The organism is Desulfobacterales bacterium (genome assembly GCA_030066985.1).
GTDB lineage: Bacteria > Desulfobacterota > Desulfobacteria > Desulfobacterales > JAHEIW01 > JAHEIW01.
The window spans coordinates 38,808-60,561 of sequence record JASJAN010000011.1 but is presented as its reverse complement, the minus strand read 5'-3'; the positions used below and the strand labels follow the sequence as shown (position 1 = coordinate 60,561).

The window sequence follows — 21,754 nt, the reverse complement described above, 5'->3', positions numbered from 1 at the left end:
GCGCAGCAGCGCTGTTGCTACCGCGGTACCGCAATTTCTTTTAAAATATTCTCAATCACTTCTTTGACCGTTAGCCCTTCAATTTCATATTCGGGGCGCAGAATCAGGCGATGTTCCAGAACCGGAAAGGCCATCTGCTTGATATCATCAGGTGTCACAAAATCACGGCCGCTTATGGCCGCAAACGCACGACTGGAAAGTAAAAGCGCCTGCGTGGCCCGCGGCCCGGCACCGACAAGAATGCTTTGATGCGAACGTGATTTACGGACGATGTCGACGACATAAGCAACCAGGTCTTCCTGCACCAGAATTCCAGCCATCGCCGCCCGCAGCTTGCCGATGAGTTCTTCCGTTATGATCTGCTGAACTGCCCCGCTGGCCAGCGTGTCTTCGGGTGCATCCTTTCCCAGCATACGCTGAGCCAAAACGAGTTCATCCGCTTTGCTCGGCGGGTCCATGTTAATCTTAAGCATAAACCGATCTTTCTGCGCCTCGGGCAACGGATAAGTGCCTTCATATTCAATCGGATTTTGAGTGGCAAATACCGTGAAATTTGGCGATAACGAATGCGTGTCGCGGTCGATGGTGACTGTGCGCTCTTGCATGGCCTGCAGCAGAGCCGATTGGGTTTTGGCAGGCGCTCGGTTGATTTCATCGGCCAGCAGGAAAGTGCAAAATACCGGGCCTTTAACCAACGTAAATTCATTGGTCTGCAGATTAAATACTTGCGTTCCGGTAATATCGGTTGGCATCAGATCGGGTGTAAATTGAATCCGCGCAAAATCGGAGCGCATCACATGCGCAAGGGTTCTGACCAGCAGTGTTTTGGCAATGCCCGGCACGCCTTCAATCAGTGCGTGGGTACCGGTAAAAATGGCAATTAATGCCAGATCAACCACATGGTCATAGCCGATGATCACCTTGGCCACTTCCTGTTTGGTTCGCAACAAAGCCTTTTTCAAAATTTCGGTATTCTCATTCATTGTGTCTTCCTTTTGAAATAATTTTGCAGATCTGCCGATAGCCGACAACCGGATCATTGGATGGTGGTCTATAGGCTTTCATTTTCTCAAAAACGCTGTTGGTCGAATCGCTGGGGTCACTCCCAAAGTGCAGGTTTCGCTGGAAAGCACGTCTCCATTCATACGCACAGGTCTGTAGCAATTGCTGTGCGGGAATATTGCGGCGCAACAGGCTAATAAGTCCCTGGGTGGAGTCGCGGCTGGAGTAAACGCCTTGGCCTGTAGGGTCGTGGCGATTTTTGGGAGGCGGTACAAAATAGGCCGAATTTTTCCAGACGAACAAAACGGCCAAAACAGCAATGGCACATATAAACCAGTGGAAACGATGCTTCTTAATCAGGCTTAACACGCCCGGTTGCTTACGAATGTCCAGATGCGTTTCATCGAAAATTAGCCGTGTATTGGGTCCAACTGTCCAAGCCAACAATTCCGGATACCGCTCGGATCGTAAAGCTTCATTACTGATGAAAAAGGTATCCGCCAAAAGCACCAGGCTGCCATTGCCATAGGATCTTTCTACGATAACCGGTCGGCCCTCTGCGGAATAAATAACGCGCCAGCTATCATCCAAATCATCAAAATAAACGGCTGTGTGCCAGGAAATGCGCTGCGGCAAATTTTCTGTACCTGCCAACGGTTCGTCAGTAATAGTTTTGACAGCCGTGGTCGCCGGGGTATCAGCAAATGCCAACAGGAGCCCCCATTTGTCTCTCAGGTCAACACATTGGGTTTCTGTTGATGAGATGGGCTGCTGGGAAGTACTATCGGATGGGGCCTCCCCCGTGTCGGCGTCCGCTTGAGTGTCAGCGGATTCATCTGTTTGACCGTCGTTTTGATCTGGAGATGGGTCGGTACGGTTAGCCGAGCATGATGATATGCGCCATTTTGCCGGTTTTTTCTCAACCGGTATAAATGAGAGGACCAGCCGGCCACCGCTGGTGGTTAAACGCTCAATAACGTCAACCCATTCTTCAGCCACGGATTCAGAATTGAATACCGATGCACCAATAAAAAAAAAGGTGCTGGGTTGCTCAAATTCCAAGTTTGCCAATGTCTGGTAGTTGCGCTGCACTGAAATGTTTCTCAAATTTTCTAAACTGCGATAAAACGCCCGGCTTCCTACTGGATCGCTGCGCAACGTTGAGTAAGGCGGATAAATGTCTCCGGCTTCAAAGCGCAGCAGAAACAGTTTAACCACCCCGAGCAAAAAGCCGGTAATAATGACGACAAAAATAATGGTGCGTATGGCATTAGCCTTGGGCAAGGGTAATCATCCTTTTTTGAAGTGCAGCAAAATTCTCCAATTCAGATTCTTTGATCGACCGCAGCCCATACCAGACGCGATCAAAAATTTCTCTGCTTTGCCTAAAATCGGTTAACAAATTATGTTTCTGGTGAGCCCTGCGGTGCAGCTCGGTTTCATATTCGCGATTGGACTTATACTTTTCGATCGTAATCAACTCATGCTCAGCCAGACCGGCCAGGGATGCCAAATAAAAGGCCCGCAAGGCCAAGCGCAGGGATCCTTTGACGGCTAATTCGCGTGCCAAATCTAGCCAGCGGTTTACCGGCAGGTCATCGGCGGTGGTATCTTCGTCTTCAAGATCCGGCATGGTCTCCACGGGCGCCGCTGCAATTTCGGCTTTGGCGACCTGGCGTCGGCTCAAAGTGCGCCACACAACATAGGCCAGAACGATCACTAAACCGATTATTAAAGCGATAACACCAAACTGTACCAGGGAGACCCAATTTACATCCGCCGCATTTTTCTCGCGCTCACTGGTCGGAAACAACGCCAGCAGCCAGTCAATTAATTGGTCGATCCAATTGATGACAGTGTCGAAGCCTTCACTGATCTTGTCAACAATCCAGGTCACCACAGCAGCAATGGGGCCTTGAGGCTCTGTTTGATCTTCAGCCTGCACGTCTCTGGGCATCCGCCACATGAATTCCCGCTGCTGCATGACTTCATCTATCGAACGATCCAAAGCCGCTGGCGCGACTTTCTGCTGCGCGTCGGTTACAGCGCGTGAAGGGCTGGCAATCAACAGTCCAAGCACAATCAAGCCGATGATGGCCAGCGACCGCCCGATCACCAATGCCTTTAATCCCAATTTTAAATCATCACCGGAATGAATAGCGGTCCCATAAAAACATCGCAAGGCGTAAACAGTTTTAACTAACGGATTCAGACATAAATAGGATATGCCGATTGTCACCACCCAGAAAGTGGTATTGATCACGTGAAATCCGCTGAGCGTAAACAAGGATTCGATTCCAAGATATTTTTTGACCAGATGTGGCACCATGTAAATGGCACTGGCGACATTTAGTAAAACGACGATACCAAAGACGAAGAAAATGGACATCAATATATGGTTCTGCCGCGGCCACAATTTGGCTTGCGACCAGGCCTTTTGGCATAGCGCTTTTGGTTTATACTCCTCGTTTGCCGCTTCGACGGTCACGTTTTGATAAAACGCATAGCACCAGCCAAACGGCAAAGCGACCACAGCGGCCAGCGGCAACACAATAAAAGCTGTCGCGTGAATCAGCGTTTGGGTTGTTACCAGCGACAGGACGCGTTGCTGAGACCATTTTTGTGGTGGTTCGCCGCTCAATGTCTTTTTTATTCGTGCGGCAAAAACCACATGCCAGCATTTCATCCATATATAGAGAAGCGCCATCCCCAGAGAGGCCACCGCATGATATTGGTGGGCATCAGCACTGCGGCTCATATCGGCCCAATAATAAAATAGCGCCAATACAAATGGCAGTGTTCCGATGGCGTAAGCAGAGAGTAAAGACAAGGGCGCTTTTCGCAAGAGATGGACGGCTTCTTCCACAAGCAGAATCGCACTTCGGCGATGTTCTTTGACCCTGGGCTTCATAGCTAATCCCACCACCCCTTTTCCCATAAGGTCCCTTCGTGAAACGCTGAGGGAAGAGAAAGTAAAATTTGTCCAAGGTAATAAAAAAACACCCACAGCACTGTTGTTCCGATTAAAAACTGCATCAAACGCATCATACTGCCAAAGCGGCTTTGATCTGAACTTTTGGCATCGGCATCTGTGCTCAAGCAAGTGGCGCACAATACCTGATCATCATGTTCTGTCACGCATTCACGGCAAAAATAACGCTGGCATTGGGGACAACGAGCAACGGCTTCCCGCAACATATGATTGAAGCAGCGTTGGTGCAGTAAATCTTCCATTAAGAAATCCTTTTGGGTGTAGCGTCAACAACTGGGGCGGCCGAATCGCCTGCAGCCGTTAAATTGGCACGCAGCGATTTTCGTAATAAGCAAAGTCCTGGTATACCGATGGCCACCGCACCGCTTAAAGCGATAATGTTAAGGGTCATCATCAAAGAGCTGTCCCAAGGCGTCATTTTGGAAAACAATTTGATCATTTCCCATTGATTGTGGACAATGTCGGGATTCTTGAAAGCCAGTCCCATACTAATGATATAGCTGCTGATAAACGAAAAACAGACATATCCCAATGCCGCCCATGTCATCGTGCGGACGGGGTGCTGTAAGTTGCTTTCATACTGTTTGACCAAGGCGATGACAACGCAGATTCCCATCATTAGCATTACGGCGATTCCCACAAAGGTCAAACCAACATGCGTTAGCATAAAACCGACCGCCACTATCAGGCCATGGAAACTCAACAGAACGAACAGCATCAGATGCACCCGCCCGCTTTCGTTTTTGCGGGCTTTCGAGGCTCTTTGCTCCAGACGCGTTGGAGGCCTCTGCTGCCCAGCGTTTGAAAGTTGTGCACTCTGTTGGATAAGGGTCTCATGCTGCAGAGGCCCCTGAAAACGTTCGATGATCGGTTTAACCTGATTCATGACCGCTTGCGCCGTGGATAAACGATTGAGCGAGTGTAGTTTTTCAGTTTGAACAGCTGTCAACAGATGGGTTTCACAGGTGGGCCCTTTGATGGCATTGACCAACAAAATAACGAGCATAACGAACGCTATAATGCCATTGAAAGGAATCCAGGCACTTGCCGAAGTCGCCGCCAGAAGAACGAAAAGACCTGTCAAAGCACCCATCACAAAGTTTTGAATTTTTCCGGTTTCGGTTCGGCGCGTGATGATCGCTTGAATGTCGTTGAAGTAATAGCGTTTATAATCTTCAGAACCCCAGCGCGCATAAATCTGAAGCAAGTGATCTTTGCCCCGCCATAGGGTGTGCTGCCCCATAACAAAGCCTTTTTTCTTGCCGGGCAGTCGATGGTAAGTTGGTGGTGGTGGTACAGCCATTTTTTCCCATTCACAACCTATCTCTTATACAGTCATTGCTAATATAGAGATTGGTTTGTTCCGAGTTTAATTAATCATTTTCGCGCAAAGCCCAATTGGACCACAAAGAAAAAAAAGCGTGTATCTTCTTTACGCTTTAGCGTCTTTGCGTAAGGCTATAATTCATCTTATTTAAAATAACCGCTTGCTTAGGCGGCCATCAATCCGCCGAAAAACAGAAGCCACCCTGCCAGTTGCAACCCGGCAATCAAAAATGCCATGACAAAACGAATTTTTGTGCGGGGGATAATGCTGCTGGGGGCGTTCCAGTATCGAATGACCATAAAAATAACGATCGGTGCAGAAAGGATGGTCGGCCATATAAACAGTGTTGAAATCAGCGCAATCGATAATGCCACCGTGTCATAACATACCCGATGATTCTCCAAATTTTTAATCTTGCGTTTGGTTTTACCGGTCTCGAGACACGCCGGACAAAGGTGCCGATCATTAAAGTCAACATCACACAACGCGCACAGGAAGCGACCGCAGGCCGAACAGGCCACAGCCGCTTTTTTGGCCGGATGATAAAAGCAACTGGCTTCTTCTTCATCCTGCAGCGGCGCACCGCCCTGGCCGGAAGGCAGCTTGCGAAATAATGCCGGATAAACATCTGCTCGAAAGGACTCATTGCAAGCCTTACACGAGTTCAACGCATACGTGTTGAGGGCTTGTGCATCAAGTGGTGTTTTGCACCGGGTGCAGGCAATCACGGATCGCTCCTTCAATTGCTAATTATGTCAACAACGGTAGTTCAAACTATAGAACCCGTGGCATATTCAACCGGAGTAATGGAGTAGCCTACTCCGCCGAAGTAGCCTCGGCTACGAAGGCCGGACTGGAGTGCTGGAGTATTGGGAAAACCTGAATTTTCAAAAATCCATTAATCCACTACTCCATTACGCCAACACTCCATAGTGCGCCTATATCTCCCCTGACTTGATCACACGGGTGTCACATATTCGGTCATGCAGCGAGCGCTTTTGGTCATCAAACCCGGCCATGATATAGCCGATTCCAAGAATCAACCCGCTGATATATTTAGCAAAATGTCTGCCGACAGATCTGCCATAACTGATCATCTGTCCGTCGGCGGTGACCACTTTTATTTTACAGGCCATTTTCCCCGGTGTCGCACCATATTTGCCCACAAACCAAATCTCATAGGCAGCCGGGAGGACAAAATTGAGAATTGTTGAAATGACTTGAAAGGTGACGAATACAGCCGGTTGATCAAAAGAAAAGGCACCCAATAGGGTTATCGGAAGATAAATTACCATGCTGATAATGCCCAAGATGATATAATCAATAAACCAGGCCCCAAAACGGAGCCAAAACCCGGCATAATCCATAGCACCGGAAATGGCGACACCCTCTTTGATCTTTTGAACAATAATCGGTTTACAGCCAGAGCACACCCAGACATCTGAAAACCGGATCATGTCATCTTCGGCAAACGCTTGACCGCATTCAGAACACAATGATTGTTGGGCCGGCGGCGCCGGTTCCCTCGTTGCGGCCTCACCTTGGGTTTTACGGCGCACAAAAATACCCAAGGCTTGCCACTCCGTCATGCCGGGCTGCCAGACAAGGGTATTGGCATCTATTTTTTTGGTTCTGATCAGGGACTGCAGCTCAGTTTTGCCAATCGGTCCGACCTGCCGATCACCATCAGCGTAATACAAATTCATGCGACACTCCGGTCGATTTTCACCGGTCTATTTTGTGGCTAATTTAGTGCTATATCGGCCAGATACACCTCAAACTTAAACTAGATGCGCCTGATTGAGACGTTGCCCTCAATCAGGCGTTAATTGTTAGGGATTATCGGTCACTTCAATTTAGAACTAAGAAAGATTTTAGTTCTTATCAAACGCTTAACCGACAACTCCCGTCATGGGTCTTATTTTAGCATAAATTGACTGATTCGGCTGTAATTTTTGGGAAAAAGGGTGAGGTTAGTGTAATATCTGGCTGAGAAATAGTTTGGTGCGATCGTGCTGGGGATTTTCGAAAAACTCTTCGGGCGTGTTTCCTTCCACAATCTGCCCAAAATCCATAAATAGCACCCGGTGGGCCACGCTCTTGGCAAAACCCATCTCATGAGTCACCACAATCATGGTCATACCCTCCTGGGCAAGGTCTATCATAACATCCAGAACTTCTTTGATCATCTCGGGGTCCAAGGCAGAGGTGGGCTCATCAAATAGCATGATTTTCGGCGACATACACAGACTGCGGGCAATCGCCACCCGTTGCTGCTGCCCCCCGGATAGCTGTCCAGGAAATTTTTGGGCTTGCTCGGCAATATGGACCTTTTCCAGATAATGCATGGCGGTTTCAACAGCTTCTTTCTTGGGCACTTTTCTGACCCAAATCGGCCCCAGGGCCAGATTATCAACAATGGTCAAGTGCGGAAAAAGATTGAAGTGCTGAAAGACCATGCCGACTTCGGTTCTGATTTTTTCGATATTTTTGAGGTTATTCGTCAGCTCAATACCATCAACGATAATTTTGCCGCGTTGATGCTCTTCCAAACGATTAATGCAGCGAATCAGGGTTGATTTACCGGAACCTGACGGACCGCAAATGACGATACGCTCTTTTTGTTGAATGGTCAGATCAATACCTCGCAGCACATGGAATTCCCCAAACCACTTGTGCATATCAATAATTTCGATAATGGGTTCCGTCTCTCTCTGTGTATCGCTGTTTGCTGACTTTTCCTCGGTCATTGGGTCCTCTCGTTCCAAATTCGAATGAAACGTATTTGTTAGACTTCTTAGTGTTCTTCAGTAGACAATTCCTTTTCCAGCTTACGGCTGTAATTGGCCATCGAAAAACAGCCTAAAAAATAAAGTATGGCAACAAAAATATAAGCCTCGCGGCTGAAACCCATCCATTCGGGATTTGATAGTGTCGCTTGGGTGGTTTTCAACAGATCCCAGAGTGCGATGATGACCACCAGAGACGTATCTTTAAAGGCGGAAATGAGGATGCTTACGGTCGGCGGTATTACAATTTTCAGTGCCTGGGGCAGTATAATCAGCCGCATGGTCAGAAAATAGTTTAGCCCGATGGACTCAGCAGCCTCGTATTGTCCGCGCGGCATAGCCTGCAAACCGCCGCGAACGACTTCGGCAATATAGGCAGCTGTAAACAAAATAATGGCTACCTGGGCCCGCAAAATTTGATTGATGGTAATGCCTTCGGGCAAAAATAGTGGAAAGATTATGGAGCCCATAAACAGCAGACTGATCAGCGGGACGCCGCGGATGAGTTCAATGTACACGACGCACAGCATGCGAATTGCCGGCATCCGAGACTGACGACCCAATGCCAGGACAACCCCCAGAGGATAGGCCGCAGTGAGCCCGAAAACGGATAGCAGCAGCGTCAGCGGCAGCCCACCCCATTGAGAGGTTTCTACCCCGGGCAACCCAAAGAGCCCTCCGCGCATCAGAAACCCCATAACCACCAAGCCGATCAGCCAGGCATAAGCCAAGTATTTATGCCAATGATTTCGGTCACGGCTGTAAAACAGCAAGCCAAATAGGAGCAGCATGGCAATCAAAGGCCGCCACTGCTGGTCATACGGAAAGAAGCCAAAAATAATGAAGCGCAAATTGGTCGTAATAATCGACCAACAGGCGCCGTCTATGTCCCGGCACACGGCTCCGGTGGTATTCCAGACACTGTCAATAAAAGCCCAGCGGATAAACGGTGGAATGATCTCCCACAGAATATAAAGTGTTACGATCGTCAGCAGGGAGTTAAACCAGCCGTTGAACAGATTGGCTTTCACCCATCCAAGGACCCCCACACTCGAAACCGGTGGTTTTAACTCCTCTACCGGTGTTTCCTGAACATAAGCTTCCATGGGCTTTTTATCTTTCGACCAGTTTAACCTTTTTGTTGTACCAATTCATAAATGCCGAAGTGGACAAGCTGAAAAACAGATAAACCGCCATGATCAGGGCCACGCCTTCAATAGATTGGCCGGTTTGATTAATAGTGGTATTGGCGACCGAAACAAAATCCGGAAATCCAATGGCCACCGCAAGCGAGCTGTTTTTGGTCAGATTCAGCATCTGGCTGGTCAACGGCGGTATAATCACCCGCAACGCCTGAGGTAAAATCACCAGATTCAATACCTGCGTCGGTTTCAAAGCAATGGACATGGCGGCCTCGCGCTGGCCTTTGCTCACCGATTGAATGCCAGCCCGCACCACTTCCGCAACGAATGCGGCTGTATACAGCACCAGGCCCAACAGCAGGGCTATGAATTCGGGGCTGAGCGTCGTTCCGCCTTTAAAATTAAAACCCGTCAGCACAGGCACATCCATTTTCACCGGAGCACCAAAAATCAGCCAGGTTGTCAACGGCAGGCCAATGATGGTGGCGATAGAGATACGGAACACCGGAAGCGCCTGTCCGGTTGCATCCTGCCGTTTTTTGGCCCAGCGCCGGAAAAAGTAAATGCCGATGCAAGCTAATATTAAAGCCAGAAGCATATATTTATGCGCAGGATGGCTTTCGGGAACCGCAAAGATAACGCCGCGGTTGCAAAGAAAGAGTCCATGAAAAGGATTGAGCGCCTCGCGCGGCGATGGCAGGCTTTCGTAAAAAATCGCATACCAGAAAAACAGCTGCAACAGTACCGGGATATCCTGCATCACTTCAATGTAGATCCCGGCGATTTTTGAAACCAGCCAGTTACTCGACAGACGGGCAATCCCGAGAATGGTTCCCAAAATCAAGGTGATGACAATGCCGATAAAAGCGACTTTTAGAGTGTTGAGGGCCCCGACCACCAGCGCACGCCCATAGGTGTTGGCGGCTGAATACGGAATCAGGGTCTCACCGATCTCGAAGGATGATTCCTTGTTCAGGAAGCTGAATCCGGTGGCAATCGCTTGCTTTTCAAGATTGATCAGGGTGTTGGAGATAAGATAGTAGGCCAGTAGCCCGAACATGCACAGCACGCCAATCTGATAAACAATGGCACGCTTTTGAGGATCAAGCCAGAAAGGAACTTTTTCAGACAGATCGGTGTCTGCCGGGATTGCTTTTCCGTCCGTTACCATGGCCATCTCTACGCTAAACGCTACGCTAATTGGATTCCAGTCAAATTGCAGCGCTCTTTACAATTCACGCGATAATGATAAGGCGCCCCACTTGAAACGTGGGGCACCTTTCTGACCGATTATCTGAACGGAGCGGCATACATGATACCACCTTCGGTCCACAATGCATTCAGTCCCCGTTCAAGGCCTAACGGTGTATTCGGCCCGACGTTGCGTTCATAGATTTCGCCATAGTTTCCGACCATTTTGATGATATTGTAGGCCCATTTTTCATCCAGGCCCAGGGCTTTACCCATACCCGGTGATACGCCCAGAAAACGTTGGATTTCCGGATTTTTGCTTTTGAGCATATCATCGACGTTTTTAGAGGTAATCCCCATTTCCTCAGCATTGATCAGGGCCATGACGGTAAATTTAACGATGTCATACCACTGGTCGTCTCCATGCCGCACAACCGGCGCCAGAGGTTCCTTGGAAATAATTTCAGGCAGCAGTACATATTCTGCCGGATTCGGCGAAACCGATCGCTGCGCCGCCAATTGGGACATATCTGAGGTCAGCACGTCACAGCGCCCGGCAAAAAAGGCTTTATTTAATTCGGCGGTTTGCTCAATAACCACCGGCTTCCATTTCAGGTTGTTGGCGCGGAAAAAGTCGGCCGCATTCATCTCGGTGGTTGTGCCCGGCAACACACAAACCGTCGCACCCCCTAATTCTTTGGCGCTTTTAACCCCTAATTTCTTGGAGATCAAAAAGCCCTGACCATCGTAGTAATTGACGGGGGCAAAATTCAAACCGTTGACGGTTTCGCGCGTGAGGGTTTGGGTGGTGTTGCGGCACAGCACATCAATTTCCTTGGCCTGCAGCGCCGGCAGACGCTGTACTGCCGTTAGTGCACTAAATTTGACTTTATTGGGATCAGCGAATACGGCAGCGGAAATGGCCCTGGCGGTGTCAACATCCAGTCCTTTCCAGACGCCTTTGTCATCCGGCATACTGAAACCAAATACGCCGCCGTTGACACCGGCAATAATATGGCCTCTGGCGCGAACCTCTTCGAGTGTGCCGGCCAGCGCAATGCCTGAGGTCAGCACCACCGCCAAAAAGACAGCTACAAGTAGTTTGAAACGTTTCATCATTTTGCCTCCTTTTTCTGGAATTAAAGGTTTCCCCGTCGTCATCCCTCGAAAACATCATCCAGTTAAAAACACGTCATAGAGAAGCGCCGGGTCATCAAAAACGCCATTCAAATAAAAGGTTTCCCAGTCAAGAAAAAATGAATCCGCCTCATCAATTAAACAATTGAAATTAAATAAAATGGCTATAACAGAAAGAAGTTGGGTTTGGCAATAAAAATCTATTCGGGTCATGGCCTGCTTTTCAGATGACCACCAGCGCCTATCAAAACCGGCAGTAGCAATAAAGTTTAACTATGCTCAGTGCCAACTCTTTGGAATTTTTATCCATTTCATTCCTTGAGAATCAAGTTTACGATAAATTTTGCCGATAAGGCATATAGCGACTGAGCAAAAGCCTTGATTTGCACGTTCAGTGAAAAGAGCGGAGTTCCGCCAAATGTAGACTTTCAGGGAGTAAATAATGAATCCATCTGATACCGCTGTTGGCAAATACCCGATCATCGCGCGCTTATTTGAGCTGATAAACCATATCTCAGAAGACCAGTTCATCCTTATTTTAAAAGATCTATTAAAAGAGCAATTTAGCGCTCAATTATTCAAGCTGGTCATCGACATGTCCGATGAGCATCAAGCTGCTTTGCTGAAGCATTTGCAGACCAAGGTTGACACTATCATCAGCGAAGACCGACGTAGATACACGCGCAAACCCTGTTTGATACCATTGACCTACATCGTTCAGGGTCGCCAGTTTGACGGGTATATACTGGATATCAGCGATCATGGGGTATTTATCGAAACCAGCAACGCTCTCTTCAGCAGCCAGGAAATCATCATGACATTTTCGGCTCCCAGCTATCAGAAACCACTGACCATCACCGGTGAAATTGTCTGGAGCAGCCAAAATGGAATTGGCGTAAAATTCAGCCAGCTTAACGCACACCAACATAAAGCCATCACAGAATTTTCGGCAAACAAGTCAGAAGTGGTCAAAATCAAAAGTTAACGCATTCCTTCAATTATATCCGAATCGCACACAACGCAAAATTTGATTTCATCTGTCAGGCTACTGGCTACTGGCAGCTGGTCACTTTCGGCCGGCAATCTGGACCATGAAACTCGCGACCTGCAATCCGTAACGCGTTCAAGGAACGCGCAACTCGTAACCCGCAACTTGCAACCCGGAAACCTGAATTATTCATTGACATATTTTGTAATTTTTCTTATTAATTCAAACGAATATTGATCGAATTAAAAACCAAGCCTTCTAAAAATAACTGTTTGCGGCCATCGATGTTTGTATCGCTCTGAAGTTTATAGCGAAAATACATGTTGCAGCGTTGGAAATCAACTTTGCCAGATGATGACAATTTTAGCGCACCAACGGTAGATGCCAAATGGACCAGAAAAACGAAACCCGACAGCAAAAAGATAACAGGACAGAAATGGGCGCATGGCGGGAGCGTTCTCTGCTAGAAGGCCGCTCGGATCGAGACTGCCACCAAAAGCTGAGCGCGGCATATTTTGAAAAAGGCGGCCTGGAAAGAAGAACGGGTAAGGAACGCCGCCAGGCTGCCGAACGCAGAGAGCGATGGCTGCGGGTCGGAAAATGGCGCAGCGAGTTGGTTTTTGACGAATAGACATTGTTTGTCGTTTTAATTTATAACTAATTAGAAGCCAACGGGCAGAGCCTTCCTAACTCTGCCCTTTTTTGTAAGGAGAGCAATGCAATGCTGACAACTGAAAACAGCGCACTGGTTTTGGTCGATGTTCAGGGCAAACTGGCCCAGGCCATGCATGACAAAGAAGGATTTTTCGATACAATCATCAGACTGGTCAAAGGCGCAAGAATACTGGAGCTCCCCATCTTATGGAACGAGCAAAATCCCGCCGGACTGGGGCCCACTATAACCGAAATTGCCGAACTTTTGCCGAATCAAAAACCACTGAGCAAACTCAGTTTCAGTTGCTACGGTAATGAGAATTTTGTCAAAGAACTCAAAAAGCTGAATCGCCCAAACTTATTGGTTGCCGGCATTGAGACCCATGTCTGCGTTTATCAGACGGCAGCTGATTTAATTGCTCAGAATTACGCCGTCCAGGTGGTTGCTGATGCAGTTGCCTCCCGCACAGCTGAAAATAAGCAAATCGGCCTTGAAAAATGCAAACAGGCCGGCGCCGGTCTGACCAGTACTGAAACCGTCTTGTTTGAATTGCTTAGAATCGCCAAAGGTGACAAATTCAAAGAAATTATCAACGTAGTCAAGTAACATAAGCTGATCATTTTTCTACTCTCCACCTTTCCAACCGCTCAAGGAAATTCCCTGCCAGGTTGCGAGATCATCCAAAGATGATCCTTCGCAAATCATTTTTTCCAAGAAAATGGCCTCATACGGTTAGGTTTAATTGACAAAAACGGCAAATCGGATTAGGATTGCCCCTTTTTGGCTTCATCTGTACCATTGGCTCAATCAGTAGAACGTCTTAATGTGCTCAGATTCAGATCAACAAATTAACCAATGCCAAACGCAAATTTAAACTGGAACAGCATTTATGAATTTTTAACCGGGCCGGCCCTCTGGTTTACCTTTATCTTTTTTGTCGGCGGGCTGCTTATCCGAATGGCTTTCTTATTTCGCCTGAGTCGTAAAAAAGATCGCGTCATTTACAATCATTTCAATGCGGACTGGGGATTGCGATCCATTGTTCACTGGATCATCCCCTTTGCCAGCGCCTCTATGCGGCAGCAGCCGGTTTTTTCGATTGTCGCTTTTATCTTTCATCTGTCGCTGGTGGCTGTGCCGTTGTTTTTAAGCGCCCACATTTTTTTATGGGAGGAAGCTTTCGGCATCACCCTGTGGTCTCTGCCCGACGGGTGGGCCGACGGGTTGACCCTGGTTTTTATTGCTGCGGCCCTGTTTTTAATTGTGCGTCGTCGAATCAGACCTGAGGTCAGAATCTTAACCAGTGCCTGGGATTACACGCTGCTGGTGATCACCATGCTGCCGTTTATTTCTGGTTTCCTGGCCTATCATCAATGGGGGCCATATGAAGTGATGCTGATCTTGCATATTGTATTCAGTCAAATTCTGTTGATTCTGATCCCGATCACCAAGTTGGCACACATGATCCTTTTCTTTTTCACCCGGGCGTTTATCGGCTTTGAGATGGGTGGGCGGAGAGGAGCCCGATCATGGTAAAAACTCGAGTGTTCTTAATTTAATGTAGGCTTGATATAGGTTTTACGAAAATGGAAATAAAGATGTTACCTCACGCAAAGCCGCCAAGCTCGCAAAGGTAAATGATTTTTAAATAATCTTTGCGCCTTTGCGTCTTTGCGAGAGAACTTCTTAACTCTCTCATATATTTCGGAGTTTAAAAATGGCAGACATTGCCGAAAAGAAGTTTGAATACGAGGATGATACCGACAAACCGGTAGATGTCAACCAGGTGCGCGCCATATTGAAGGCCAACGATGGCGCCCGTATAAAAACCTGGCTGAGCATTTGCTCGCGCTGTGGTCTGTGCGCTGAAAGCTGTTTTGTTTACGTGGCCAATGAGCGGGACCCCCATCTAAGCCCCGCTTATAAGTTCAGACACACGCTAGGTGAGATGTACCGGCGCAAAGGCAAGGTGGACCGCGCTTTTTTGAAAAAATGCTACCAAATCGCCTGGCTGCAATGCACGATGTGCAAACGCTGCTCAATGTACTGCCCCTTTGGCATCGATGTGGCCACCATGATTACCATTACCCGCAGCATTTGCCACTCCCAGGGCATCACGCCCAAGCAATTGGCTTATTTTTCTGACCATTGCGACAAAACGGGAAATCATATGGGCATACCGGTTGAAGAACTCGTCGACACCTGTGAGTGGATGGTTGAAGAGGTCGAAGATGATTACAAAGGGGTGGACATTCCCATCGACCAGCCCGATACCAAATACATGTACACCGTCAACCCGCGCGAACCGGTTTATTACCCTCAGGACATTTCATATGCGGCAATCATTTTTGCGGCCGCCAAAGAAAGCTGGACCATGCCGACCTTTGGCTGGGATTGCACCAATCTGCCGATGTTTGCGGGCAACCGCAAGCTGGCCGGTAAACAAGTCAAAAATGTATATGACAAAGCCCAGGAGCTAAACGCCCAGTATGTTCTGATAACCGAATGCGGTCATGCCTACCGCTCGATGGCATTTGAAGGCCCCTATATGGCTGGTTACCCGGATGGTAAACCGCCGGTTAAAATTAAGCATTATGTGCAGTTGATGCATGAATATCTGCGCGACGGCCGCATCCAGATCGATCCCGACAAAAAAATAAAAGAACCGATCACCTACCAAGACCCCTGCAACGTGTCGCGCAACGGCGGCCTGTGGGAGCATGCCCGCAAGATCATTCCTTACATTGCCGAAGATTTCAGGGATATGGCCCCCAACCGGGAACACAATCATTGCTGCGGCGGCGGGGGTGGTATTATGCCCATGGGCCCGGACTATAAACCCTACCGCATGGCATCCGGCAAGTTAAAGGCCGATCAAATCAAAGAGACCGGCGCTAAAATCGTGATCACGCCCTGCCACAATTGCTTTGACCAGATTAATGATCTGGGTGAAGAATTTGAGCTGAACATCAAAGCCCTATCACTCAAGGAGATCATTGTCGAATCCATGATTGTGCCAGACCACCTCAAGCTGGATCCCGAAAACCAAGATTAATTTATTTCTGTGAGCTGGCAATCAAGGCCGCCCCGATGGTTCCTATGAGCCGGGTTTTTTTCAGATACCTCGATGGCATGCCCCATTTTTGTTTCCAGAACGCTGACCACCATTAGGTCGATTTCACCGCACCGGCCGGCAGCCAGCCGTCTTCGACCACCGCTGCTTGGGTGGTGATCGACTCCACTTCAATACCTAAGGTGATCTTACGATCGCCTTTTCGATGACAGATTTAAAAATTGACCGTGTCAGTACCAGTTAATTTTCATTATTTTTGCTTGACTCTGATACAATGTAGCTTTAATGTAGCTCTACTATGTATTTTATCAAAACGAAGTCTTAATATTAAAAATGTAATTTCAAGACCTTATGAGACCTTCTATTTGCAGGTGACCCATCGGGAGCCGTTCTGAAAACCCAACCAAACTTTTTGAAACAACCAGCTTGAAGAAAGAGGCCTTTCATCGTGGCAAACGCAAAAAACGAAAATAAGAAAAAAGTTGATGATCGAAATAAATCCGCCGCTGCGACGCCGGATAACAGGGTGAAGTTTGAAATATACGGCGAAGAAATGATCGAAAAGCGAGTCAAATCAAGCGGTAACAGTGGTCGAGTTTATCTCCCGCCCAATTGGGTCGGTCATAAGGTAAAAATCATCAGAACCGATTAACCCTTCCAGCGATAAGGATTTTGCCCGTGGAGAATTTTCAAGTCAGACGTTTACAAGTGGAAGATGCAGAAACGATTACCCAAATTTACGCCGCTATTACACGCCGTCCGGTAGAACCGGATTTTAAAAGAGTGGTGGAGGGGCATGCCCAAAATGGCGAGGAAGCGTGCTATGTGGCCGAACATCAAGGCAAAGTCGTGGGCTTTATGATCAGCTATATCCTGACAGCCGGTTTTGGTGAAACCAAAAGTGCCTGGATTGCGACCGTGGGAGTGGATCCCGAATTCATGGGCCAGGGTATCGGGGCTGAAATGGCCCAAAAAATATTTGAAATTTATAAGGCGGCGGGTATTGAAAAAGTTTATACCTCCGTCCGCTGGGATTCAACCGATCTGCTTTCCTTTTTCAAAACCCTTGGCTTTGACCGCAGCGCGTTTATCAATTTAAAGAAAGCTATCAATTAGGCATTGGCGGCTGGCAACCGGCTTATTCAATCGGCAGGCGAGTATTAAGCCCGCCCCTACACAAAAACGTTTAATCGAACTTGTAGGGGCGGGGTTTATCCCCGCCCGCAAAATGTGCCAGATGATCAATGGTCGGCAGCCAGAAGCCAGCGGCCAGTAGCCAGAAACGCATCGCTTTTCTACGATGCTAGGTCTTGGAGACCTTCTTCAACAGTATCTTTGATGGGGATCATGGCCGTGAAACCGCTGACCTCAAAAATTTCATAAACATACGGCTTTAGAGCGGCAAGTGCTACTTTACCTTCCCGGCGCCTGATTTCTTTAGCAGCCCCCAGAATAACGCGCAAGCCACCACTGCTTAGATACTCAAGCGCACTCAGATCAAACAGCAGTTGCTTGGTATCATCCGCCATTGTTTCTTTTATGGTGTCTTCTGCTGTTGATGCTGTTGCCGCATCCAGCCGTCCTTTGATGGCAAAAATCAGGATTTCATTTTCCACTCTGTGCTCGATTTCCATTTTTAATTCCTTTCCGGCTTTATCAAAAAAATTAGACCCTTTTTTTTAAGGTCAACTTATTTCTACTGTCTTTTCTTTCATAGTGAAGTTCATCCATTAATTTTCTGACAATATGTATTCCGAGGCCGCCAATTCTGACATCTTTCAGATCGTCGGGGATTTCCGGATCTTTTTTTTCAAGCGGATTGAAAGCCACCCCTTCGTCTTCAATGACTACCGTCAGCACATCTTTGCTCAGCTGCAGTAAAAATAGAGTGAGATGCTCTAACTTGTCTTTAAAACCATAACAGACGATATTGGTGAACAGTTCATCCAGGCAGATATTGATATCGGTGAGGCAGGCCTCCGATAGCCCGGTATCCTGGCCAAATTTATTCAAATGCTGGCATAGGGTTTCCAGTTCGGACAGGTCGTTTTTGAGCTCAAACGAATATTGGTGTGATTTCATATGGGTTCCATTTGGCAAAAACCGTGTGAGCGATAATCAATCGAAAAATCAGTATAGAAGTAAAAAAATAAAAATTCAACAGGCATCTAATGCATCCGCTAATTGTTGAACGCCATCGAGATCAAAGTCTTCCGCCAGTTGAAGTATCTGTTTACTAAGCGGCTCACAGGCATCTGAATGCGTCTTGATTTCCTCCGCAACGGCATTCAATGTCATAACATCCCCCATCTCTGCTGCATCACGAATGCGTTTGGCAATATCTTGAGCAAATTCAGCAGGAATAGCTGCAATCTCATCATCGGACAGCTCACAGACGGATTCTTGAGCAGATGCGCCAATACTCCGAGCCGATTCAAGGGCTTGATTGAGCGCATTCTCAAGATCCGAGAATTTTAGATTCAATTTTTCGGCCGATGGTGTTTTATTTCCAATACCCTTGACAAGGTTTTCCAGATTAACTGCAGCGGACTGCAGGTCCGTGGCGGCCAGATTACCGGCAAGCCCTTTAAGATTATGAACCAGGCTGTGCGCCTGATCAAAATCCTTTGCATCGAGTGCCTTGCGGATGTCATTTGCGACCGTGTTGTAATCGTTTCCAAAGTTGAGCAGCAATTTCCGATAGAGCGTTTTGTTGCCCTGCAGTCGCTTTAGTCCATCTGCTAGATCAAAGCCCGGCAAAGCCGCCGGAAGCTCATCTTTTACCTCGACCGCCTGATCCGGCTCAGGTTTCTCAGCACCAATATCCGCTTGTTGGAGCTGGACGCGTTTCTCACTCGGCTTTATCCATTCCTGCAGCGTGGCAAACAGTTGATCCGGATCAATCGGTTTGGTCACATGCCCGTTCATACCGGCCTGCAAACTCTTATCCTCATCACCGGCCATGGCATGTGCGGTCATGGCAATGATGGGTAGTTCTGTGGACTGAGGACTGAGGGCTGAGCCTCTTTCTCTGTCTTCTGACCTCTGACCTCTGACCTCTGTTTCCCACTCGCGTATTTTGCGAGTGGCGGTATACCCATCCATAACCGGCATCTGCACATCCATGAGCACCGCGTCATACGCATTCTCCTTGACCGCATCAACGGCCTCCTGGCCATTGGTGGCCAGGGTAATCTTTAAACCGGCACCTTCGAGAATTTCCTTGGCCACCTGTTGGTTGATTTCATTATCTTCGACCAACAACACATGGGCGCCTGGCAGATTATTCAGCGCCTCAGCATCCTGTTCATGTCTTTGGGCAATTCGCGAGGTTTCGGGCAGCGCTTCGCCAAACGCCTGCATAATGGCGTCAAAAAGCATCGAAGGGCTGATCGGCTTCAGGAGAAAGCCGTCGAGTCCGAGCTCCTCCGCCTGCTGCATGACCTCTTCGCGGCCGTAAGCGGTCACCATAATGATGGCTGGAATGTTACTCAAATCCCTGTGCTGTTTAATGCGCTTGGAGGCCTCAATACCGTCCATATCCGGCATCTTCCAATCCATGATCACCAGCTCAAATGGTTTATCTTTGTTGGCGGCTTCAATTTCAGCGATGCCCTCTGGCCCGGATGCAGCCACAGTGACATCGAAGGTAAAAGATACCAGCATATCCTGCAGAATATCCCTTGACGTGGCGTTGTCATCCACCGCCAGCACTTTCATGCCGCGCATCGTAGAAGCGGGCTTATACTGCTTTTTAGCCATCCCATCGCCCAGGCCGAAGTTGGCGGTAAAACTAAATGTGCTGCCCCGGCCCTGCTCACTTTCCACCCAGATTTCACCACCCATCATCTCGGCCAGCCGCTTGCTGATCGTCAACCCCAGACCGGTGCCGCCGTATTTACGGGTAGTAGAGGAATCAGCCTGCATAAACGGTTGAAAAAGCTTGGCCGCTTGTTCAGGGGTCATGCCAATGCCGGTATCTTGAACCGAAAATTTTAGGGTAACCTGCTCCTCGTCTTTTTCAACCAATTCACTGGAGACGACGATCTCCCCCTTATCGGTAAATTTGACAGCGTTGTTTGACAAGTTGATGAGAATTTGACTCAGGCGCAGGGGGTCGCCGACCAGCGCCGACGGTACGGAAGGGTCGGTCTTAAACAGCAGCTCCAACCCCTTTTCCTGGGTCTTGATACCCACCAGCGTGGAGATGTTGTCCAGTGTATCCTCCAGTTGGAAGTCCACGGACTCCATATCCAATTTGCCGGCTTCAATCTTGGAAAAATCCAGGATATCGTTGATAATTCCCAGCAGGGACTTGGCGGAGATATCTACTTTTTTCAAATAGTCGTATTGTTTGGGCGTCAAATCAGTTTTTAAAGCCAGATGCGCCATCCCCATAATGGCATTCATGGGCGTGCGGATTTCATGGCTCATGTTAGCCAGAAATTCGCTTTTGGCCTTAGTAGCATCTTCAGCTTCATTTCGGGCCTCATCGAGATCTTCCATCATGTTCAGCATGGCCAGACGGGCGTCATCCAACTCATTGACACGGTTTTCAAGCGCTTCATTGGCGGCTTGCGATTCGGTAAATAAGCGTGCATTCTCTAAGGCAATCCCCAGATTGGCGGCAATCGTGCTCACCAGGCGCACATCATCCTGACTGTACCGATTCGCGTCGGGATGCTGCACGCTGAGAACACCGATTGCCTCTTTGCCGATTAAAATGGGCACGCCCAGATACGTCTCACATTCGCCGGATGCAATGACGACACCCTGGTCGTTCTGTTCCTGGCAGGTTCCGCACAACAGGGGCTGCGCCGATTCTATGACCTTTGAGGTCAATCCCTGACCCAGGGACATCGATGGCTGTTGTCTTTGTTGGTTGCCGGCCTTGTAATAGGGAAAACTAATCGATTGGCTCTGCTTGTCATACAGTGCAATATATAGGGTGTGGGCCTTGAGCATTTCGTTAAGCGTCTGGCTGGCGAGCTCAATCATCTTTTGAAAATCCAGTTCTCCACTCAGGTCCTGCACCACACGATTGATAATTGACAGTTCTGTGAAGGAATTCTTTAGCTGCCGGGCCATACTGTTGAAGGCGGCTGAGAACTCTCCCATAAAATCGACTTCGCGATTGAAATCCCCCTTGGCGATCTGCTGGGTCGTCCAGGTCAAATGTCTTAGACTGGCCTGCAAATTCTTTAGCGACTGCAGGATGAGCATTTTCCCTTTGGGTGCTTCAAAACTCAGATCGCCCCTGGCCAGCGTATAAATGAGCTCTGTCACGCCGTTATACTCAGCAATGAATTTATTGATGTAGCTGACCGCCTGTTTGATTTCATTGTCCGGATAATCTTCAGGCAGCTCGATAGATGTCGGCTTTTTACCCTTGAGAATCAGATAAAAAACCTCTGTTATTTTATCGATATCTTCCTCTTTTACTTTAAGCATTCGCTGA

Annotated in this window: 21 protein-coding genes; 7 read left to right on the top strand and 14 right to left on the bottom strand. The window is 48.2% G+C overall.

Translation table 11 applies throughout. From position 1 onward, the window contains the following. Positions 1-17 precede the first annotated feature (17 nt). From QNJ26_07515 to QNJ26_07465, 11 genes are all read right to left on the bottom strand, one after another. Positions 18-983 (bottom strand): MoxR family ATPase, encoded by a 966-nt coding sequence (locus tag QNJ26_07515; GenBank protein MDJ0985376.1) that lies wholly within the window; start codon positions 981-983, stop codon positions 18-20. Beyond that, positions 976-2,286, bottom strand: coding sequence for a DUF4350 domain-containing protein (locus QNJ26_07510; protein ID MDJ0985375.1), 1,311 nt, complete (start codon positions 2,284-2,286; stop codon positions 976-978). Before QNJ26_07510 ends, QNJ26_07515 begins: the two co-directional genes overlap by 8 nt. Continuing rightward, a complete protein-coding gene (locus QNJ26_07505; GenBank protein MDJ0985374.1) occupies positions 2,273-3,913 on the bottom strand; it encodes a hypothetical protein in 1,641 nt (546 codons plus the stop codon). Before QNJ26_07505 ends, QNJ26_07510 begins: the two co-directional genes overlap by 14 nt. 2 nt (positions 3,914-3,915) lie before the next feature. Further along, positions 3,916-4,236 carry a hypothetical protein gene (locus QNJ26_07500; GenBank protein MDJ0985373.1) on the bottom strand — a complete coding sequence of 107 codons (321 nt, stop codon included), beginning with the start codon at positions 4,234-4,236 and terminating at the stop codon, positions 3,916-3,918. Beyond that, positions 4,236-5,297, bottom strand: coding sequence for a hypothetical protein (locus QNJ26_07495; protein MDJ0985372.1), 1,062 nt, complete (start codon positions 5,295-5,297; stop codon positions 4,236-4,238). The genes QNJ26_07500 and QNJ26_07495 overlap by 1 nt, the downstream gene beginning before the upstream one ends. A 188-nt stretch (positions 5,298-5,485) precedes the next feature. Continuing rightward, positions 5,486-6,049, bottom strand: coding sequence for a hypothetical protein (locus QNJ26_07490; protein ID MDJ0985371.1), 564 nt, complete (start codon positions 6,047-6,049; stop codon positions 5,486-5,488). 210 nt (positions 6,050-6,259) lie between these two features. Then, the gene (locus QNJ26_07485) at positions 6,260-7,027 is read right to left on the bottom strand and encodes an RDD family protein (GenBank protein MDJ0985370.1); all 768 of its coding nucleotides are present in this window, start codon (positions 7,025-7,027) and stop codon (positions 6,260-6,262) included. A 267-nt stretch (positions 7,028-7,294) separates the two neighbouring features. Beyond that, positions 7,295-8,020, bottom strand: a complete 726-nt coding sequence (locus QNJ26_07480) for an amino acid ABC transporter ATP-binding protein (GenBank protein ID MDJ0985369.1) — start codon at positions 8,018-8,020, stop codon at positions 7,295-7,297. Positions 8,021-8,118: 98 nt separating this feature from the next. Then, entirely contained in the window at positions 8,119-9,216 is a 1,098-nt protein-coding gene (locus QNJ26_07475) for an amino acid ABC transporter permease (GenBank protein ID MDJ0985368.1), read from the bottom strand. 7 nt (positions 9,217-9,223) lie between these two features. Next, positions 9,224-10,423 carry an amino acid ABC transporter permease gene (locus QNJ26_07470; GenBank protein ID MDJ0985367.1) on the bottom strand — a complete coding sequence of 400 codons (1,200 nt, stop codon included), beginning with the start codon at positions 10,421-10,423 and terminating at the stop codon, positions 9,224-9,226. A gap of 119 nt (positions 10,424-10,542) precedes the next feature. Then, positions 10,543-11,562, bottom strand: coding sequence for an amino acid ABC transporter substrate-binding protein (locus tag QNJ26_07465; GenBank protein ID MDJ0985366.1), 1,020 nt, complete (start codon positions 11,560-11,562; stop codon positions 10,543-10,545). Positions 11,563-12,022: 460 nt separating this feature from the next. On the opposite strand from QNJ26_07465, the gene QNJ26_07460 reads away from it, so the two are divergent. From QNJ26_07460 to QNJ26_07430, 7 genes are all read left to right on the top strand, one after another. Beyond that, positions 12,023-12,565, top strand: a complete 543-nt coding sequence (locus tag QNJ26_07460; GenBank protein ID MDJ0985365.1) for a PilZ domain-containing protein — start codon at positions 12,023-12,025, stop codon at positions 12,563-12,565. A gap of 391 nt (positions 12,566-12,956) precedes the next feature. Further along, positions 12,957-13,199, top strand: a complete 243-nt coding sequence (locus QNJ26_07455) for a hypothetical protein (GenBank protein MDJ0985364.1) — start codon at positions 12,957-12,959, stop codon at positions 13,197-13,199. A gap of 90 nt (positions 13,200-13,289) precedes the next feature. Further along, a complete protein-coding gene (locus QNJ26_07450) occupies positions 13,290-13,829 on the top strand; it encodes a hydrolase (protein ID MDJ0985363.1) in 540 nt (179 codons plus the stop codon). 249 nt (positions 13,830-14,078) lie between these two features. Further along, positions 14,079-14,759 (top strand): nitrate reductase, encoded by a 681-nt coding sequence (locus tag QNJ26_07445; GenBank protein MDJ0985362.1) that lies wholly within the window; start codon positions 14,079-14,081, stop codon positions 14,757-14,759. A gap of 181 nt (positions 14,760-14,940) precedes the next feature. Further along, on the top strand, positions 14,941-16,278 hold the full coding sequence (locus QNJ26_07440; protein ID MDJ0985361.1) for a (Fe-S)-binding protein: 1,338 nt from the start codon (positions 14,941-14,943) through the stop codon (positions 16,276-16,278). A 571-nt stretch (positions 16,279-16,849) separates the two neighbouring features. Beyond that, the gene (locus tag QNJ26_07435) at positions 16,850-16,948 is read left to right on the top strand and encodes a DUF2080 family transposase-associated protein (GenBank protein MDJ0985360.1); all 99 of its coding nucleotides are present in this window, start codon (positions 16,850-16,852) and stop codon (positions 16,946-16,948) included. Between the two features lie 26 nt (positions 16,949-16,974). Beyond that, positions 16,975-17,412 (top strand): GNAT family N-acetyltransferase, encoded by a 438-nt coding sequence (locus QNJ26_07430; GenBank protein ID MDJ0985359.1) that lies wholly within the window; start codon positions 16,975-16,977, stop codon positions 17,410-17,412. 179 nt (positions 17,413-17,591) lie between these two features. Here QNJ26_07430 and QNJ26_07425 read toward each other — a convergent pair whose 3' ends face one another. The 3 genes from QNJ26_07425 to QNJ26_07415 form a co-directional block, all read right to left on the bottom strand. After that, a complete protein-coding gene (locus QNJ26_07425; protein MDJ0985358.1) occupies positions 17,592-17,930 on the bottom strand; it encodes an STAS domain-containing protein in 339 nt (112 codons plus the stop codon). A 31-nt stretch (positions 17,931-17,961) separates the two neighbouring features. Continuing rightward, the gene (locus tag QNJ26_07420; protein MDJ0985357.1) at positions 17,962-18,378 is read right to left on the bottom strand and encodes an ATP-binding protein; all 417 of its coding nucleotides are present in this window, start codon (positions 18,376-18,378) and stop codon (positions 17,962-17,964) included. Positions 18,379-18,453: 75 nt separating this feature from the next. After that, positions 18,454-21,747, bottom strand: coding sequence for a response regulator (locus tag QNJ26_07415; GenBank protein ID MDJ0985356.1), 3,294 nt, complete (start codon positions 21,745-21,747; stop codon positions 18,454-18,456). Positions 21,748-21,754: the final 7 nt, after the last annotated feature.

Excerpts from the sequence above, each read along its gene's own strand:
- QNJ26_07515 (MDJ0985376.1), bottom strand. The coding sequence starts at position 983 with ATGAATGAGAATACCGAAATTTTGAAAAAGGCTTTGTTGCGAACCAAA.
- QNJ26_07505 (MDJ0985374.1), bottom strand. The coding sequence starts at position 3,913 with ATGAAGCCCAGGGTCAAAGAACATCGCCGAAGTGCGATTCTGCTTGTG.
- QNJ26_07500 (MDJ0985373.1), bottom strand. The coding sequence starts at position 4,236 with ATGGAAGATTTACTGCACCAACGCTGCTTCAATCATATGTTGCGGGAA.
- QNJ26_07495 (MDJ0985372.1), bottom strand. The coding sequence starts at position 5,297 with ATGGCTGTACCACCACCACCAACTTACCATCGACTGCCCGGCAAGAAA.
- QNJ26_07485 (MDJ0985370.1), bottom strand. The coding sequence starts at position 7,027 with ATGAATTTGTATTACGCTGATGGTGATCGGCAGGTCGGACCGATTGGC.
- QNJ26_07475 (MDJ0985368.1), bottom strand. The coding sequence starts at position 9,216 with ATGGAAGCTTATGTTCAGGAAACACCGGTAGAGGAGTTAAAACCACCG.
- QNJ26_07470 (MDJ0985367.1), bottom strand. The coding sequence starts at position 10,423 with ATGGTAACGGACGGAAAAGCAATCCCGGCAGACACCGATCTGTCTGAA.
- QNJ26_07465 (MDJ0985366.1), bottom strand. The coding sequence starts at position 11,562 with ATGATGAAACGTTTCAAACTACTTGTAGCTGTCTTTTTGGCGGTGGTG.
- QNJ26_07460 (MDJ0985365.1), top strand. The coding sequence starts at position 12,023 with ATGAATCCATCTGATACCGCTGTTGGCAAATACCCGATCATCGCGCGC.
- QNJ26_07455 (MDJ0985364.1), top strand. The coding sequence starts at position 12,957 with ATGGACCAGAAAAACGAAACCCGACAGCAAAAAGATAACAGGACAGAA.
- QNJ26_07450 (MDJ0985363.1), top strand. The coding sequence starts at position 13,290 with ATGCTGACAACTGAAAACAGCGCACTGGTTTTGGTCGATGTTCAGGGC.
- QNJ26_07445 (MDJ0985362.1), top strand. The coding sequence starts at position 14,079 with ATGCCAAACGCAAATTTAAACTGGAACAGCATTTATGAATTTTTAACC.
- QNJ26_07440 (MDJ0985361.1), top strand. The coding sequence starts at position 14,941 with ATGGCAGACATTGCCGAAAAGAAGTTTGAATACGAGGATGATACCGAC.
- QNJ26_07435 (MDJ0985360.1), top strand. The coding sequence starts at position 16,850 with ATGATCGAAAAGCGAGTCAAATCAAGCGGTAACAGTGGTCGAGTTTAT.
- QNJ26_07425 (MDJ0985358.1), bottom strand. The coding sequence starts at position 17,930 with ATGGAAATCGAGCACAGAGTGGAAAATGAAATCCTGATTTTTGCCATC.
- QNJ26_07420 (MDJ0985357.1), bottom strand. The coding sequence starts at position 18,378 with ATGAAATCACACCAATATTCGTTTGAGCTCAAAAACGACCTGTCCGAA.
- QNJ26_07415 (MDJ0985356.1), bottom strand. The coding sequence starts at position 21,747 with ATGCTTAAAGTAAAAGAGGAAGATATCGATAAAATAACAGAGGTTTTT.